Source organism: Bombilactobacillus sp. ESL1202, from assembly GCF_058107125.1.
Genome location: NZ_CM176590.1, coordinates 1,486,242 through 1,503,833, shown reverse-complemented (window position 1 = coordinate 1,503,833; position 17,592 = coordinate 1,486,242). Strand labels below are relative to the sequence as shown.

The 17,592-nt window shown below is 38.7% G+C and carries 7 protein-coding genes and 1 other annotated feature; of the genes, 2 read left to right on the top strand and 5 right to left on the bottom strand.

The window, feature by feature from the left end; genetic code table 11:
• Positions 1–72 precede the first annotated feature (72 nt).
• The 3 genes from AC3B7A_RS06695 to mmuM form a co-directional block, all read right to left on the bottom strand.
• Positions 73–10,437, bottom strand: a complete 10,365-nt coding sequence (locus AC3B7A_RS06695; protein WP_489755351.1) for an SLAP domain-containing protein — start codon at positions 10,435–10,437, stop codon at positions 73–75.
• A 580-nt stretch (positions 10,438–11,017) separates the two neighbouring features.
• Positions 11,018–12,106, bottom strand: coding sequence for a PTS sugar transporter subunit IIC (locus AC3B7A_RS06690; protein WP_489755350.1), 1,089 nt, complete (start codon positions 12,104–12,106; stop codon positions 11,018–11,020).
• Positions 12,107–12,226: 120 nt separating this feature from the next.
• Positions 12,227–12,457: a binding site (T-box leader), on the bottom strand.
• 78 nt (positions 12,458–12,535) lie between these two features.
• Positions 12,536–13,456, bottom strand: coding sequence for a homocysteine S-methyltransferase (gene mmuM, locus AC3B7A_RS06685; RefSeq protein ID WP_489755349.1), 921 nt, complete (start codon positions 13,454–13,456; stop codon positions 12,536–12,538).
• An 83-nt stretch (positions 13,457–13,539) separates the two neighbouring features.
• Here mmuM and AC3B7A_RS06680 point away from each other — a divergent pair, with 83 nt between their 5' ends.
• Together AC3B7A_RS06680 and AC3B7A_RS06675 are read left to right on the top strand one after the other, a co-directional pair.
• Positions 13,540–14,922 carry an amino acid permease gene (locus AC3B7A_RS06680; protein WP_489755348.1) on the top strand — a complete coding sequence of 461 codons (1,383 nt, stop codon included), beginning with the start codon at positions 13,540–13,542 and terminating at the stop codon, positions 14,920–14,922.
• 29 nt (positions 14,923–14,951) lie between these two features.
• Complete coding sequence (locus AC3B7A_RS06675; protein WP_489755347.1) at positions 14,952–15,413, top strand: cysteine hydrolase family protein; 462 nt, start codon at positions 14,952–14,954, stop codon at positions 15,411–15,413.
• Positions 15,414–15,496: 83 nt separating this feature from the next.
• On the opposite strand, the gene AC3B7A_RS06670 is transcribed toward AC3B7A_RS06675, so the two are convergent.
• Entirely contained in the window at positions 15,497–16,204 is a 708-nt protein-coding gene (locus AC3B7A_RS06670) for a glucosamine-6-phosphate deaminase (protein ID WP_489755346.1), read from the bottom strand.
• 71 nt (positions 16,205–16,275) lie between these two features.
• Positions 16,276–17,448 (bottom strand): hypothetical protein, encoded by a 1,173-nt coding sequence (locus AC3B7A_RS06665; RefSeq protein ID WP_489755345.1) that lies wholly within the window; start codon positions 17,446–17,448, stop codon positions 16,276–16,278.
• Positions 17,449–17,592: the final 144 nt, after the last annotated feature.

The following is a 17,592-nucleotide window of genomic DNA, read 5'->3' as shown; positions in this document are numbered from 1 at the left end:
ATAAAAAAAGAAAGTCTTCTTTTTAAGGAAAACTTTCTTTTATTTTTTTTTAAATACTTTAACATCTTTAATTTAATTCAATTTAACATCTACATCTCTGACCCAATCATTGTCACCTACTTGATAATAACGATGACCGTTAACCGTTAGGACTTGATCAAAGTTCCAAGTAGCTTGACGAGTTAAGTGTTTATCCGTGGAACGACTTAAGAAACCAATTTGTGGTTGGTAATGATAAATTGGTGCCGCTTGTTCTTTCAAGCTTAAGGTTCCGGTTTGGGGTTTCGTGACAATTGCGGTTGTCATGACCGCAACATCAAGGGCTCGCACATATTGATGTGGAGCGACTTGATAATAAACTTGTCCGTCAGCTAATGTTTCTTGCGCATTGACTAACCACCGTGTGCCTGTTGGCAATTGTTGCTTCAGTGCGGCCCCTTGATCACTATACACAGTGATGAAGTCTTGACCCGCAGTTGGTTGCACGGTAATTACTCCATCAATGATTTGGCGTTTGCCAATCTTGGTGTAGTTGACATCATCAGCTTTGACATATTCATTGGCCCCTACGCGGTAATACGTGGTGCCATCATTTTGCGTATAAATATAATCAACTTTCCAATCGGTATTGGCGGCTAAGACTTGCTCCAACTGGTTACCTTGTTGATCATACAAATGAATGAAACCACCCGGGACATCGGGTTTAACAATGGCAATTCCTGGATTGCGCACCGTATGACTTTGACTCAAGCCACCAGCCAAGGAGTCAGTTAAGTTGACACTACCCGTGCCCACTAAACTATTGATGCGTTGAATGCAATCATTTTCGGCTTGGTTAACGGCTGCCACACTCGTTGCTTGTTGCACTTGGTCAATGCCCGCACTTTCAGCATGCCGCACCGCAAAGATCCGATCTTGACGTTTATCAGCGTCTAAACTGGTATTGTTCTCTAAGTTCTTAACCGCTTGATCAGCTGCTTGATGAATGGCATTAATGGCAACCGCACTAGCTTGCGCCACTTGGGCTTTAACCACTTCATTGGTAATTTGGTTCTCACCGTAGGCTTCCGCAGCATTAGCGGCAGCACTTGTTTGACTTTGATCAATTTGATCTTTGGCCGCTTGATAAGCCGCATCAACCTTTTGTTGAGTATCGTCTTTTTGTTCGGGTGTTAAGTCAGTTAAATCGTTCAAATGATCTTTAGTATCTTGATAATGTTGCTCTAAGTTCGTTAAGCTATCATCTTTAGCTTTCGTCACTTGAACCACTTGTTGCATATTTTCAATTCCAGTTTGTTTGTGCGGATCAACTTCTGACAAGGCAGCTTCAGTAATACTGCCTTGCGCTGCTTGATAAGCGGTCTCCAACAAACCATTCAAACTGCCAATTTGATCCTTATAATGCGTCAAGCCGTTAATCTTAGCTTGTTCTTCTTGGTAGGTTTGTTTTAAGGCTTGCATCGCTTGGTTCTTATGGTTAATCAAAGTCTTAGTGTCATTTAATTGCATAGTTCCGGTTTGTTGAATCTGATCCACACCACTTTGATCTGTTGCCGCTAAGATTTGATCAATGGCTGCTGTTGCTTGTTGACTAATCTGACTCTGTAAAGCCGTTTGTTGCTCCTCATTCAAAGCGGATGCTTGATCATAAACTTGTTGAGCCTGTTTTTGCGTTTGCTTAATCTGTTGCACTGCCTGGGCTTTTTGTTGCGCCAAAGTGACTTGTTGTTTCATTTGCTCAATGGTTTGTTGTTGTTCAACAGCAACGTTGGCAGCGGTCGTTTCTTGTTTAATTTGGTTTAAACCAGACTCATAAGCAGTTGTAACTTGTTGTTGTAATTGGTTAACTTGGTCACTACTTAAGTTACCACCATTGGTCAAACCATTAAGTTCTTGTTGTTCACGATTTAACTCATCAGCTAAAGCATTCCAAGCGGCATTTTGTTGTTGCTTTAAGTCCGTTACTTGCTTAATACTGTCCACACCATCTTTAGCGACTTGTTGAATAGCAGTGGCCGAAGTAGCTTGATTGATAGCGGCAATCGCCTGTGTTTTTTTGGTTTGGACATCTTGTTTCAAACTATCCTGGTCAGACTCATAATGATTTAAGCCCGCAATTACCTCATTGGCGGCCGTTGCGGCTTGATCAACTTGTTGCATGGCTGCATTGATCGTATTAGCTAAGTTTAACGTTGGCTGTAACTTCTGTTTTTCTTGATTGAGCCAACTTTCAGTAACCTCGGTGGTTTCATTTAAATCATTTAACATCGCTGTTTGTTCGGTTGTGACTTGCTCTAACAAGTTGTTAACTTGATCGGCGGTTAAGTGTCCGTCTTTGTCGGGTTTACCTAAATCTTTAATTTGTTGCTTGGCGTCATTGACTGCTTGATTAATACTTGCTTGCAACTTTTGCTTCTGTTTAGCAGTCGCTACTAATTGATTTAAATCAGTATTTTCTTGACCAGCGGCAGTGGTGACATCTTGCGCCGTCTTACTGGAATCTTGTTGTGCCGTTTCAATGGCAGCCACACCATTAGTTGCTGTTTGGTCAGCTTGGTGTTGTAATTGATTGATTTGGTCTTGGTCTAACTTATTGTCGCCTTGACCTAAATCATTAATCTTTTGCTTATTAGCAGCTAATTGTTGAGCTAAAGCCACAATTGCATTAATGGCGGCGACCCCTTTATTAAAGGCCGTAGTTTCCTTAGTGTCATCTTTCATACCAGTTAAAGCCGTGTTAGCAGCGGTATTGACTTGATTTAAGAAATCAGTTTGTTGCTCAGCACTAATATTCGCTAAACCAGTTAAATCGTTGTTGGCTTGCCCTAAAGTTGTAGCTAAATTAGTTAAGTCTGTGATAACTTGCGTCTTGACTTTAGTCGCCTCAACGCTCGTTGCTGCCTTGATTTGAGTAGTTAATGAACTTTGCGCTTGGGTAATTTGATCTTTAAATTGTGTCTTTTGCGCAGCCGTTAAACCAGCTGTGGTCTCAAGCTGATTCGTAGCGGTGGTAATTTGCGTCTGCAAGGCTGTTAAGGCATCATTTTGAGCCTGCGGTAACTTTAATAATTTATTAATAGCTGTGGCACCGTCACTCGATACTTTATTAAGATTAGTCGTTGCATCAGCTTTAGTAATTTGGTTGACAATCTTAGCTTGTTGCTCACTAACTTGTTGCTTCAAGCCAGCTTGTTGGTCAGCTAATTGATCCAACTTACCAATAGCAGTATTAGCGGCAGTAACAGCTGTGTTAACCACACCCATGGCCGTATTCATATTATCAGCTAAATCCGTTACCGACTTAAAGTTTGTTGTTTCTTGACTAGTTAACCAATTTTCTGGTACATCAGTAGCATTCTGTAAGTTAGTTTCAATTGTTGTCTTCGCTGCCGCTAATTGAGCTAATAACTTACCAACTTGTTGAGCTTCATCAGTTGGCGTCGTACCACCCGTTAAGTTATGACCAGTGGTACCGTCACCTAATTCTTTGATGTGATTGACTGCAGTATTGTAGTCAGTTTGTAACTGCTGCATGATTGTAGCTTTTTGGGTGATTGTTTCTTTAATCTTATTTAAAGCAGTAACCCCTGCTTTCCCTTTAGTTTGAGCAATAGTTGAATTTGTAGTACCCAAGACATCATTGACAGCCTGATTATAAGTGGTTGTAATTTCATCAGTGAAATTAGTCTGTTGATCATGGCTTAAATCGGTAGCATTACTTAAAGCTGTTTCCACATCTTGCTTAGCAGTAGCTAACGCCCCTAATTGCGTATTTTGTTCTTTTAAAGCGGCCAACAAGTCGCTGACATTAGATTGCGCTAAGGAACTAACAGATTCTAAAGTTTTTTTGCTTGCAGCTTTAATATTACCAACTTCAGTATTGTACTGGTCTTTTAACTTCTTCAAAGCCGCAGTTAAGTTATCACCAAAGTTATTACCAGCAGCACCATTTAAATCAGTCACACCATTGTTATAAATGATTTCCAGAGCGTCCCAAGCCGTTGCTTGGTCTTGTACTAACGCAATTACACCCTCAATGTTTGTCTTTTCAGCAGTAGTTTGCGCTGACATGTTGGCAGTAGTTGCATCTCTTAAATCATCTTGGGCGGTTTGATAAGCTTGCTCTAAAGCCGTTGTTAATTGATTACCAGCAATTAAATCATCATGATGGTGTAAATTACTCAAAGCATCCTTGGCGGTTTGATAAGCGGCTTCTACTGTTTGCATAGCCGTATTCATAGCCGTTGCTTTATCAGTTACTTCCGTGATCTTTTGCTTCTCTATTTCTTCATTAAATTCGGATCCTAGATTTTCTAGATCACTTAAGACTTCATTGTAAGCTGTCTCTAAATCAGCTAATAACTTACCAACTTGCGTACTGGTATCAGTTGAATCAGCAGCACCAGTTAAATAACCACCTTGATTACTACTTGCAGCTAACTCATTAATATTATCCTTAGCAGTATTATACCAACCAGCTACTGTACTTAGGTTACCGGATAAGTTTTTCGCCGCTGTAACAATCGCATCAATTGCTTTTTCTCCAGCTGTTAAAGCATCATCAGCAGCTCCAATACTATCAGCTTTCTCAATATTCTGATTTGCTGTCGTTTGGGCGCCATCAGTGGTATTGGTAATTTGATCTTGATACTTTTGAATATCTGTTGGTTGCAGAGTGGCCGTCAAATGACCAATTATGTCACTCGCAGCTTGCGCATAGCTATCTAATTGGCTTTGATTATCAGCTTTATGTTCCGCCAATTGCGCTTGATCCACCACTTGTTGTAACGCCGTTTCACCGGTGGTTTCCGCACCATCAGTACCATTGGTAATAGCTGTCACTGCATTGTTATAAGCTGTCTTAACTTGGCCTTGATACAACCCCTGTTTCTCTTCGCTTAAATGACCGAGTTTGTCAGCAGTTGTTTCATCTTGGGCCGTTTGGTAAGCAGTTTGTAACTTACCCATGTCTGTATTCATGGTTCTTGCTTTACCAGTTACTGCCGTGAGCTTTTGCTCCTCTGTTTCTTCGTTGAAGCCTGCCCCAGGATTTTCTAGATCACTTAAAACTTCATTGTAAGCCGTACCTAATTGTTCCACTAAGGTATCCACTTGTGACTTATGTTCGGCGTCAGGCGCTGTGGTTGTTAAATGACCATCAGTTTGATCGTCACCTAAATTAGTAATGTTTTCCTTTTCGGTATTGTACCAATCAGTAACTTTATCAGCAGTTGTAGCTTGACTAACAATATTGTTAATCTTTGCTTGAGCAGCTTGATAAGCACTAGCAGCCTTTGTTGCATCAGTAGCACTATCAATCGCAGCTTGCCCTTTAGTTTGTTCGGTTTCTTTAGTCGGATCAGTATTCGTAATTTGTTGTTGATACTTGGTCTTTTGCTTGTCTGTCAAATGCATTAAAGCATTAATTTGGTTAACAGCAGCCGTGACCCCATTTTGAAGTTGCGCACTAGCTAATTTCTGGGCAATTTCTTTCAAGCCCGTATTAACAGTAGCATCAATTTGGTCTTGGGTTGTGGTTGTGACAATCAAAGAATTTAAACCACTAACTGCTGTATTATAAGCACCAGCAATGTTATCTTTATAAGTTTGTGGATTAGTTAAGGCGGTTAAATCAGTGTTGACGGTTTGTTCGGCATCATTTTTAGCGGTTTGTAGTTGCGTCATTGCTGTATTTAACTTGTCAGCTAACGTGGTAATCGGAGCAAAATTGGTTGTTTCTTCACTGCTTAACCAATCGTCAGCCAAAATATCAGCTTGCTGCAAATCGGTTTTAATTGTCGTTAAAGCTGTTGATAATAAAGCTAAGAGCTGTTCAACTTGTTTAGTGTCATCCCCACTAGTTAAATGATTATTGGCTTGCCCTTCAGCCAAGTCTTTAATGGCTTGGACTTGTGTATCATAATCGGTTTGTAACTGAGTTAAAAGTTGATTCTTCTTGGTAATTAAAGTGGCTAAATTATTTAACGCCGTAACGCCATTTTCTTGCGCCGTGTCTAAGTCATCTTCGTCTTCACCAGCCAAAACCGCAGTAACTGCATCATCATAGATCTTGTTAATTTGCGTTGTGAGTGTGTCTTTCTGATCTACCAAATTAGTTGCATTGGTCACTGCCGTATCAGCAGCAGTTTTAGCAGTTTGTAAAGCATTTAGGGCAGCATTCTTGTCTGTAGCTAAACTTAAAACATCATTAAGCTGCATTTGCCCTAATTTCCGTGCTAATTTAGCAGTATCTTTATTAGTGGCAGCAATAATATCAGCTTGAGCAGTTTGGTAGTCCTGATTCAGTTCAGTAATAATCGGGTTCAATTGTTCCGTCGTTAATTGGCCACCATTACTTTGATTTAAAGCATTTAACGCTGCTAAATCATTAGTCTGTGTACCATCAAGTTTATTTAACTCATCATCTTGAGCTTTAACTAATTCCAAAACTTGCTTAATGGCCGTAGTCCCCGCATCTTTCAAATCAGCCAGATTATCCGTCGTTGCGGTCGTCAAATTATTAACTGCTGTTGTATAAGCTTCATCAATTTGACCACTCAACTTGTTCTTGGGATCCAGCAAATCAGCATGGCTCAAATTATCCAAATCTGTGTGCGCATCCGCTTTTGCTGTATTTAAGGATTGCACTGCATCACTCATGTTTTGTGCAAAGGCTGTGATAGTCTTTAATTTTTGTTTTTCCGTTTCCGAGTTGAAATCGGCACTAGGATCTTTTAGATCATTCAAGACTTCATTGTAAGCTGTCTCTAAATCAGCTAATAACTTATCAACTTGGGACTGATGATCTGCATCAGGTGCAGTTGTCGTCAAATGTCCTTGTTTATCGTCACCTAAATTAGTAATTTTTTCCTTTTCGGTATTGTACCAATCTCCAATTTGACTAGCCGTTTGAGCTTGTGTCACAATCTTCTCAATAGCCTGTTGACCCGCAGCTTCAGCAGCATTCACATCTGTCTCACTCGTAGCTTGGTTAATTGCCGTCACGGCTGCTGATTGCGCTGTGGTCTTGGTTGGATCAGAACTAGTAATTTGTTCTTGATAAGCAGTAATTTGATCATTTGTTAAATTATTCAAGTCACCAATGACGGTTAGTTCTTGATTAACGTAATCTTGCAATTGGGCTTGAGCCAAGCCTTGAGTAATACCTAAGACGGCCTGATCTTTGGCTTTGTCAATCGCTGTTTGGTCCGTAGCACTATTAATGTCACTTTTAGCTTGATTATAAGCCGCATCAATTAAAGTTTGGAAGGGTTCTTGTTTAGCGGTGGTATCTAAGGTTGCCAAGTTATTATGCAACGTATTGAAAGCCGTATTATACTTCTCAGTAATAGCTTGCATGGCATCATGCTTAGCTTGCGCTAAACTGACAATTGCCGCAATATCGTCAGCCGGATCACTAGTAGCAGCGGTAGCGGCCGCATTAGTAACATCATCTTTATCTTTCTCTGGATCTTTTTGCGCCGTATCAATAGCGGCTAAACCATTGTTAGCAGCGGTATTAGCCTGATCTTTTAAATTCGAAACTTGATCGGAAGTTAAACCATCCGCACCACCTAAATCATTAATCGTTGTTTCATCCGTGTTTAACTGCGTAGCTAAGGCGGCAATGGCATCCATGGCTGCTTTGCCTTTATCTAAGGCTGTTTGGCGACCAGTATCATCACTAGCAGCATTATAAGCACTTGTTGCCGTAGTCAAAGCTTGGTTAACTTGCGTCAAAAAGTTATTAACTTGCGTTTCGTTTAATTGCCCGGTAGGGTCTTGGAAAGCTTTAATTGTTTGTTGATCAGTATTTAAAGTGTTAGCTAAAGTAGTGACCGCATCAATCAAGGCTTTACCATTATTAATAGCGGCTATTAAAGCGGCAGCAGGATTAGGTCCACCATCAGGATTAGCAGGATCAACGTCATCATCGCCGACTTGACTAACTAACGCTTTTGCTTGTTGTAAAGCCGTATCAAACGCCCCATTAATGGCATTAATTAAATCCGTTTGTCCCGTAATATTAGCTAAATTATCCGCAGTAGTCTCACTACTATCATGGTAGTTCTGTAAAGTAGTCAAGGCATCTTGTTTTGCATCAGCTAAGCCTTCCATGTTAGAAGTAACTTCAGGGTCGAAGTCTAAAACCGGACTGTCTACAAAATCTTTATTAGCAGTTAAAACTAGATGATCACCCTTTTGTAACATATTTGCGGGTAAGGAAAAACTAAAGTTGCCATCAGCATCAGAATTAACAATATAAAGTTTCTGGGGATTACGCCAGCTATCATTTGTTTCAACTAAATTAGAATTGTCAGGAAAATCTACTAAAGTTCCGTTAGCATGTTTAATTTGAACTTTAATATGGGCATTAGCCAAATTAGTCTTGCCAGATATCTTGGTTTTATCAAATGATAACTTGATTGAGTCTGAGACAAAATTAATAGTATTATCGGTAGTAGTCATCGGTTTCAAAGCACGGCCATTCACAAATTGTTGGTTGGCTAATAACTGTAAAACTTGCGTTTCAGCGTCTTTAGTTGGACCGACAATATCACTGACACTTTCACTATTTAAATCCTGATTAATTGCTTGAACTACATCATTTCGTAAATTAAATTTGAGTTTCTGTAAAGCATGTGCCTGTCCTTTTGAGTCCACAAAATTAATATTAGTTAAATTAAAGTAACCCATACCTGTAATCAAATGAGCTTGTGCGTTATTACCCGCATCTAAAATTAATTGTCCAGAATAGGTATATTCACTACGTTGAAGAGCTTTAAATAACGTTAACGCCCCGCCACTACCATCTGTGGTAAAAGACACCGTTCCGCTTTTCATTATTAAAGGATTCCAATTTACATGCTCACCAACACAAACAGCTGTAGTAGCCCCGACTGGCGTAAAATCACTACCATCGTAAATGATTCCATTAAAATCAGGTGCCAAATTAGCTGCCCGTATAATAAAACTACCACCAGTAGTTTCAATTCCCGTTTGAATCCAATGCTCAATGTGTTGCCCATTAGTATTAATAGTTAATTGAGCCGCTGGCGGTAATTGTAAGGGCCAATAATAAGTTTTTGAATTACCTGTAATATCTAATCCCAAAGCTCCTGATAAATCACCACTGGTTGTATTACCATTGACATTAATGGTTAATTGACCTAGTACAGCAATAAAATTACCATCCGTGGCGTAATTTTCGACATTAATACCATAGGCAGTTGAACTAGCGGTACTATGTGGCGTTAGATTAACTTGTGCACCATCATTAATATCAACAGAAGAATAAAACGTATGAATCACATCACTACTAATCGTTTCACCAGTAAATTTTGCCCCACTATCAAAGATTAAATGCTGTGTATTTACCGTACGGTTTCCAATAGAAATTAATGGTTGATCACTATAATTGGTATTCACCGTTATGCCGTTAATCGTATAGGCAGATACTATTTTGCCAGTAACCTGATTTTGGATGTGTACTCTGCGACAATCAGTAGTGTTAACAATTAATTGCGCACCTTGATAATCAACATTATTAATAAAAACTGCGTTAGTATCGTCGGAATAATAAACATAATCATGATTAACACCGGCATCAATTGCTAAACCTGTGCTGTATAATTTAACATTTTCAATAGTAAACTGCTGTGAATGATTAGCTAATTTTAATGAATTACTACGTAAATCCAAAATATGGTTCTGACCATTAATAATTAACCCGTCATAAATATTTAAAGCATTATCAGTATAAGTATCTAAGATAACATCAGAAGTCAAATCAATTTCTTTCACATCGTAAACACCTATAGCTGATATAAATTGAGCTTCATTGCCAACTTGAACGACACCATTGGCATCAATACTTAAAAGATTAGAGATTTCTGGCTTGGTAGTCTCATTATTATTGTTATGTACTACAGTTTGGTTGATATTATTGTCAGAAACTTCATTAGTGGGTTGATTAGAATTGATATTGTTGTCGGCACCAACAGCATCGGCGTTATTATTGGTATTTGCTTCGTTAGCGTTATTGTCATTGACATTATTATTAGAATTAACATCATTATTATTGCTAGCGTTTACATTAGAACCACTTACAGAATTTTGCTCATTGTTAGCAACAGTATTACCAGCTTGTGCTTGATTATTCTGTTGATTGTTCGTTACATTCTCAGACTCATTAGTATCAGCGTTCGTCACATCACCCATGGCTCGCGCACTAATTTGCCCCGCTGTGACATTCGCTGGTTGATTAATTTCCCTAGCGTTAGTAGCTTGCACTGCTTGTCCGGGTGCGGCTTGATCGACTTTGCCTTGATCATTAACTTCATCCGCTTTGGTCGTGGTTTTATTAGCTGTTAACCACAACGTTGATGAAAATAGAGTCACACCCATGGTTGCTAATAATCTTTTACTTCGATGCATTTTTATCTGCTCCTTTAATCGTCTAAAATATTTACATTTTTTGGAAATGATTTTGATTATGTTCAACTCGAATTTGATATATAATTTTATCAAATAATAAGCATTCAATAATCTCAATCTCTCATATATTCAATATTATAATTGGTTAATGAGTGATAAATCAAACCCTATTTGGCAAAAAACTCGCGAAAAAGCTCGTTGTGATTTATACATCACACAAAATGACCGTTTTATTTTTTCACATACTTGCGGTCAATGTTGATTTAATCGCATTTATTCTTGTGAACGATTTTTTCAAAAATGGGCAAAATCTAAATGTTAAGTTTTTCTTAAGATTCTTAAGTTTTTATTAAGTTGCAACACTATGTTGCTTTCAAGACCCACTTTTTCAGTAAATAAAAACAGACTAGCCCCGTTTTTAATCTGTCAGCTAGTCTGCATTTTTGATCTTCGTCTCGATAATTAATTTCTAATAGTTCCAAAAAAATTTAGTTTTCTCAATTTTGAATTAAAGTCATTTACATAGGTACAACTGGTTAACTTTGGAAGTGCAATAACTAATTAACGTCCCGATCAGTTTTTAAACCAAGTCAACATGCAATTGTCCATCTTTAACTAATTTCATTTTCAACATTACTTTATAAATGACGTATGAAATCACTGCCGGAACCACAACTCCCATTACCAAATAAACAACTAAGGCCTTCGGATTACTGGAGGCCAAGTTAATCGGCACAATCAACGAATTCAAACCCAAGCCGGCCAAAGTGTAATTAACTTTAAAGTGGAAGAACATTGTGGCAATTGGAGCCGCCACCACTGCGGCAACAAAGGACGGTATCGCTAATTTAGGATTAATTAATAAATTAGGAAATTGAATTTTCGGGGTAATAAAGCCTTGAGAGATATTAGTTCCTAATTGATTTTGTCGCCAAGAAATGGTCAAAAAGCCCACAAACTGTGCTGTTGTTCCAATTAAGGCTGCTCCTGATGATAATGGATCTAGCATAACCGCCACTGCTAAGGCGGCTGAAGAAGCCGGCGTCATCAAAAACAGTGACCAAGCAAAGGAAACGCAAATCGAACCGAGTAATGGATTAACTTGCATTGATTGTGCAATAAAATCACTCAACCAATTCAAGGCTGGTGTTGTAACACTGGCTAAGCCTAAACCCGAAATGGCGCCGACTAAAGTAGCACCTAACGGCACTAAAATCATATCTAATGGTGTTTTACCAGTTAAATATTTACCAACCAAAGCAGCAATTAAACCAGCTGCTACCGCACTAATTGGCTGACCAGAAGTAAAAATTCCTGAGTGAGCAGCTTCCATTAAGGTATTACCGGTCGGTGTGACCCCTTTCATCGCTGCATTGGTAAAGTAAACAGCATTCGCCCCAATTGTGGAAGAAATCATGGAACTAAACATGACTAATGAATTAGTTCTTAATTGAGTGGCGATAACGGCCCCAAAGGCCGGCGCCAACATCCACTGCGCGATCGCTCCGACTTGATAGAGTGCATTCCAATGAACAAAATTCGCAATAGATTGAATTAATAAACCAACACCTAACATTACTAAAACGGCATTGGATACCCCTGCTGATACCGCATAAACATAATCTTTAACAGTCATTTTATGTTTTTCTTGTTGCGCTGTTTCTTCCATAACAAAACACTCCCATCTTAAAATAATTTTAATGATTAAATTAAAAACTTTGATTTGATAATGACCTGCGCAGTTTTTTACCAGTTGCAAAAAACGCCCTTTTAAAGAGTAATTACTCTTTAAAAGGGCGTTCAACGCGGTACCACCTTTTATTATCTCAATCGAATTTCTTTGACGCGATCAAGGTCAAATTATTCGTAGTAGTGATAACGGCTACCAGCCGGTAAAACTTAATTAATTTCAGTTAACAACTAAGAAGTGAGATTCACATAATACTTTTAACCTGCTTGCACCAACCGCAGGCTCGCTAATAAAAGTAATTATATTGTTTATCTTCCTTAACGTTTTTTAATTTTTAATTTAATTGTTTCTAATCTTACTCATTAAAAAACGAATTGTCAAGCCTAAATTTAATTTCCTTTAATTAAATTATTTTTTCGGCAACTTTTCTCTAATCTGCTGAATATCAGTTGGCGTCGTCCGACAACAACCGCCTAACACTCCTAATCCTAATTGTAACCATTGTGGCACAAAATCTGCCAATTCCCGTGCATCAGCAGTCGCCTGCCAACTCTTAGTTAACGGATCATAAGTATCACCATTATTGGGATAAACAATGACGGGTTTATTGGTATTTTGCACTACTAATGGCAATAGCTGCGCCACATTGTCCATGGCCGTACAGTTAAAACCGAGCGCCACGATCTGGGGATGCTGAGCAAAATATTGAACTGCTTGACTCAGTTTAGTCCCATCACACAAACACTCCTTGCCATCAACGCTAAATGATAACCAAGCTCCCATTTGTGGAAACTCAGTTTCTAATAATTCGACTAAAGCCTGTGTCTCGGCAAAATTAGGCATGGTTTCAAACGCAAACAAATCAACGCCATTAGCCGCTAAAATCTGCATCCGGGGGCGATGAAATTCTTGATATTGCTCTTTAGTTAAGTGATAATCCCCCCGATATTCGCTACCGTCAGCCAAATATGCGCCGTAAGGTCCCACATCCCCAGCAATTAAGACGGGCTGCTTACTAAACTGTTGACGGACTGCTTTAGCTAACTGAACGGAACGTGCAATTAATTCTTGGGCAGTTTGTTCACTATAACCAGCCTGCACAAAAGCGGCAATATTAGCTTGATAACTGTTCGTTGTCAAAACTTCTGCCCCCGCTAACAGATAACTTGCGTGCACTTTTTGGACGGCTGCTGGATTTTCGATTAGTGCTTGGGCTGACCATAAATCATTATTAGTATCAACCCCCTTTTTCTCTAGCTCACCAGCCATTGAGCCATCTATTAAGCGGACTTTTTCGTTAAAAAACTGTTGGACTGTCTGTAATTTCATCCTAACTTCACTCCTCATTGATATTAATTATCTGTTAATGATATTATATGATAGAAACTTTCGTACATAAAAGTAGGGTGAAAATGTTGAAAAAAAACAAAACTGATCTCAAACGAACAATGAATCAATACCAATTGCTGATGATTTCCTTAGGTGGCGTCATCGGCACCGGATTATTTTTAAGCTCTGGTTATACCATTAATCAAGCTGGTCCCATTGGGACTATTTTAGCTTATGCTTTAGGCGCGGTGATTGTCTACTTAGTCATGTTGTGTCTAGGTGAACTGTCTGTCGCCATGCCCGAAACTGGCTCTTTTCATGTTTATGCCACGAAATTTATTGGACCGGCAACTGGATTTACCGTCGCTATTTTATATTGGCTGACTTGGACAGTAGCTTTAGGCTCAGAATTTACCGCGGCGGGCATTATTATGAAGCAATGGTTTCCGCATTCCCCCACTTGGGTGTGGAGTTTGTTATTTATGACGTTAATTTTTGTTTCCAATGCCTATTCCACAAAATTTTTTGCCAATACTGAATTTTTATTTTCGAGTATTAAAGTCATTGCCATTATTGTTTTTATTATTTTAGGGGGCGCAGCCATCTTCGGCATTATCCCCATGAAAGGTTATACCCACGCACCACTCTTTCATAACTTATTTAAAGATGGCTTGTTTCCTAACGGTTTTAAAGCGGTCTTTACGACCATGTTGACCGTGAACTTTGCTTTTTCGGGCACCGAACTAATTGGCGTCACTGCCGGCGAAACCAAAAATCCGGCCTTGGCTTTGCCCAAGGCCATTCATACCACCTTATTACGCTTAGTGCTCTTTTTTATCGGCAGTATTATCGTGATGTCTGCCTTAATTCCGTGGCAAAAAGCTGGTGTTAATCAAAGTCCCTTTGTCTTAGTTTTTAACAAAATGGGCTTGCCGTTTGCGGGCGATATTATGAACTTTGTCGTCTTAACTGCCATTTTATCAGCGGCTAATTCTGGCTTGTATGCTTCCACACGAATGCTCTGGTCCTTAGCTCATGAAAATATGATTTCCCCAAAATGTGCCCAAACTAATTCCCGCGGTGTGCCGATGATCGCTTTATGCTTGAGTATGATTGGTGGTATTTTAGCTTTAGTCTCAAGTGTTTACGCCGCTTCCACCGTTTATTTAGTTTTAGTGTCCATTTCTGGATTAGCCGTAGTCATTGTGTGGATGGCGATTGCTTTATCCGAAATTAATTTTCGCAAGCAATGGCTCAAAGCAGGGCACTCCCTTGCAGAACTCCAATACAAAACTCCATGGTACCCCGTCATTCCGTGGATCGCTTTTTTAGCCAGTTTCTTATCGTGTGTCTTGATTGTGTTTGATCCCACGCAACGTCCGGCTTTATTTTACATGATTCCGTTCTTAATTTTGTGCTATGCCGTTTATTATTTAAAAGAATGGCTGGCCAAACGCAAAGCGTAAACTATGTTTTTTGAAAAGAGGAGTTAACAATGGCTGATTTTTTGATTGTGGTTGATATGCAAACTAATGTCGTGGGTCAAAATACCCCACATGCTGATCCAAAATTAATTACCGCTGTTAATAACAAGATTAAAGAGTATTCAGCTAGTCAAGTAATTTATGTCGTCAATCGTTACTTATGGGATTGGTCGCGCCAGCCCAAGCGCTTGATTAATGAACTGAATATTGTCTCTAATAATCTTTATGAAAAGCGACATGGTTCTTGTTTAACAAATCAAGAATTGCAGCAATTCTTAACAAGGAATCATGCTCAAACTTTAGAAATCATCGGTGTTGACGGCAACTGGTGTATCAATGCTTCCATTCTAGGGGCAATCAAAGCTGGTTATCGTGTCTTTACTGCCCTTTCTTGTATTGGAACCAGTAATCAACACAAGCTTCACGACAAAATTGAACACTGGCGCAAGCTTGGTGTTCAGATTACAGCTTAAACAATGATTAAACTAAAACGGAAATGTTCGTCAATTTCAAAAGTTGACCTGAACATTTCCGCTTTTTAATGTTTGAAAATTATTTATTGATTTAATAATGAAGCCGCTGCTGGATCCAACAAAACAATCACATCTTTGTGTCGCTGCAACACACTGGCAGGCACGTCTTCAGTCACCGGTTCTTCAAGCATTTTTTGCACTGCTTGTGCCTTATTAGCTCCAAACGCTTCTAAAATAATTTTTTTCGATTGCATAATCGACGCAATCCCCATGGAATAAGCTTGTTTTGGAACATCGTCAATCTGATCAAAGAAACGCGCATTAGCATCAATGGTTGATTGCGTCAAATTAGCTACATGCGTTGTTAAACTAAACGGGGTCTGCGGCTCATTAAAACCAATATGACCATTTTGACCGATGCCTAGCAATTGTAAATCAATCGGATTTTGAGCAATTATTTGGTCATAACGTTTGACCTCAGCTTGAGCATCAGTTGCCAAACCATCGGGCAAATAAGATTGAGCAAATGGCTTCTTAGCAAATAAATGCTGCTGCATAAAATAATGATAGCTCTGTTTATTGGTCGGAGCAATACCAACATATTCATCCAAATTAATTGAAACACAACGCGAAAAATCTAAGTCACTATTCACCAAATTTTGATAAGTTAAAATGGGACTGGAACCCGTGGCTAAGCCAAAAGTTTGGGCTCCTTGACTTAATACTTCTGCAAAAATTTGTGAAGCTTGGTAGCTAGCTTCGACTTGATCTTTAGCAATGATAACTTTCATGACAATCGCTCCTATTTCTCACTGATTGGTATAGTCCAATTATAATTGATCTAGACCAATAGTCAAGTTGTCTATAAAAGTTTCAAAAAGACCGTCGCAATCACGACTGATGCTAAAGAGACGGTTGCAAAGCCTCCAACCAACATTTTAGGCAACATTTGATCCAATAAATATTCATGTTGTTGTTTGTCAGTCGTTAAACTATCCACCACTTCATTGGTTAAAATATAATCCATCGGAAAACCAAATAGTGCTGTCAAAGAACAAGCAAAAGCCATTTGCCACGACATTTTTAACGGCTTTGCTAAAACAAAAGATACTAAAAACATGCCTAGTAATCCTAAAATAATTAGCCCCATAATTTGCACAATCAGTCCTAAGACTTGCTGTGGTTTGATCAAACTCAATTGTGAAAAAGCATAGGCTAAAATGCCATACATTAACCAATTATAAACCCCAGCTCGGTTTAAAATTTCATCTTCTAAGAAACCAATTTGATGGAAAATAACCCCCAAAACTAAACACATGATACTCGAATTAATCGCACCATTCATTAATTGTGACAACCAATTGCCCAAAAAGGCAACTAATGCCACCTTCGCCAACATAAAGGACGCAGTTTGATAAGCCTTAGGCATTGTAAAGCGAGCTTTGGTTGAGTCATCTTTTGCTACGATTACTTGTTGAACTTTAACACTTTGTGGTGAAAAGTTTTTTAAGAGCCGTTTACCTTCTTGCTTAAGAACCATCGAAGTTAACGGATAACCGACTAATGAATGCATAACCATCATGGCGATCGGTAATGCTGATAAGGCAATAATTCCCTTTTGCTTTAGGCCTTCTGTCATCAACAAAGCAGCGACAATCCCACCAGTTAAAGGAGGAATTGCCGCCACCACGGTCTGCCAATTAAATAACAATGTTCCAATTGTTAAAGTTAAAATTAGGGTACCTAAAACACCACAGATTGCAATTAAAACTGCTTTCCATTGTTGCAGCAACTTTTTTAAGCTCATCATCGTTCCTAAATGCACCAAAATAAACGACATAAACATGTTCACTGCGGTATCTGTAAAAGAAGCATTCGCTGCTAAATTTTTAGGAAAAAACGTCCAATAACCAATTAACGATAAAATAGCTGTAACAAAAATTGAAGGTAAGTATGCATGGGTTTTAGTTGATACCCATTCCCCCACAAACATACAACTCATGACCGCTAAAAACGAACCAATAATTAGTACCATTTGACTCACCCTCTTCTATTCAAATTAAAATTAGTTTAATTTAATATTACTTAAGAAAGTTTGTCAATAGTTTTTTATTTGCTAATCAGGCAGTCTGTTATAATGCGGATTATCAAAAAATATTTTTAATAAATATTAATTTAA

What these genes read in the sequence shown, in the direction of transcription:
- AC3B7A_RS06695 (WP_489755351.1), bottom strand. Translation starts at nt 10,437, where the DNA reads ATGCATCGAAGTAAAAGATTATTAGCAACCATGGGTGTGACTCTATTT.
- AC3B7A_RS06690 (WP_489755350.1), bottom strand. Translation starts at nt 12,106, where the DNA reads ATGGAAGAAACAGCGCAACAAGAAAAACATAAAATGACTGTTAAAGAT.
- mmuM (WP_489755349.1), bottom strand. Translation starts at nt 13,456, where the DNA reads ATGAAATTACAGACAGTCCAACAGTTTTTTAACGAAAAAGTCCGCTTA.
- AC3B7A_RS06680 (WP_489755348.1), top strand. Translation starts at nt 13,540, where the DNA reads ATGTTGAAAAAAAACAAAACTGATCTCAAACGAACAATGAATCAATAC.
- AC3B7A_RS06675 (WP_489755347.1), top strand. Translation starts at nt 14,952, where the DNA reads ATGGCTGATTTTTTGATTGTGGTTGATATGCAAACTAATGTCGTGGGT.
- AC3B7A_RS06670 (WP_489755346.1), bottom strand. Translation starts at nt 16,204, where the DNA reads ATGAAAGTTATCATTGCTAAAGATCAAGTCGAAGCTAGCTACCAAGCT.
- AC3B7A_RS06665 (WP_489755345.1), bottom strand. Translation starts at nt 17,448, where the DNA reads ATGGTACTAATTATTGGTTCGTTTTTAGCGGTCATGAGTTGTATGTTT.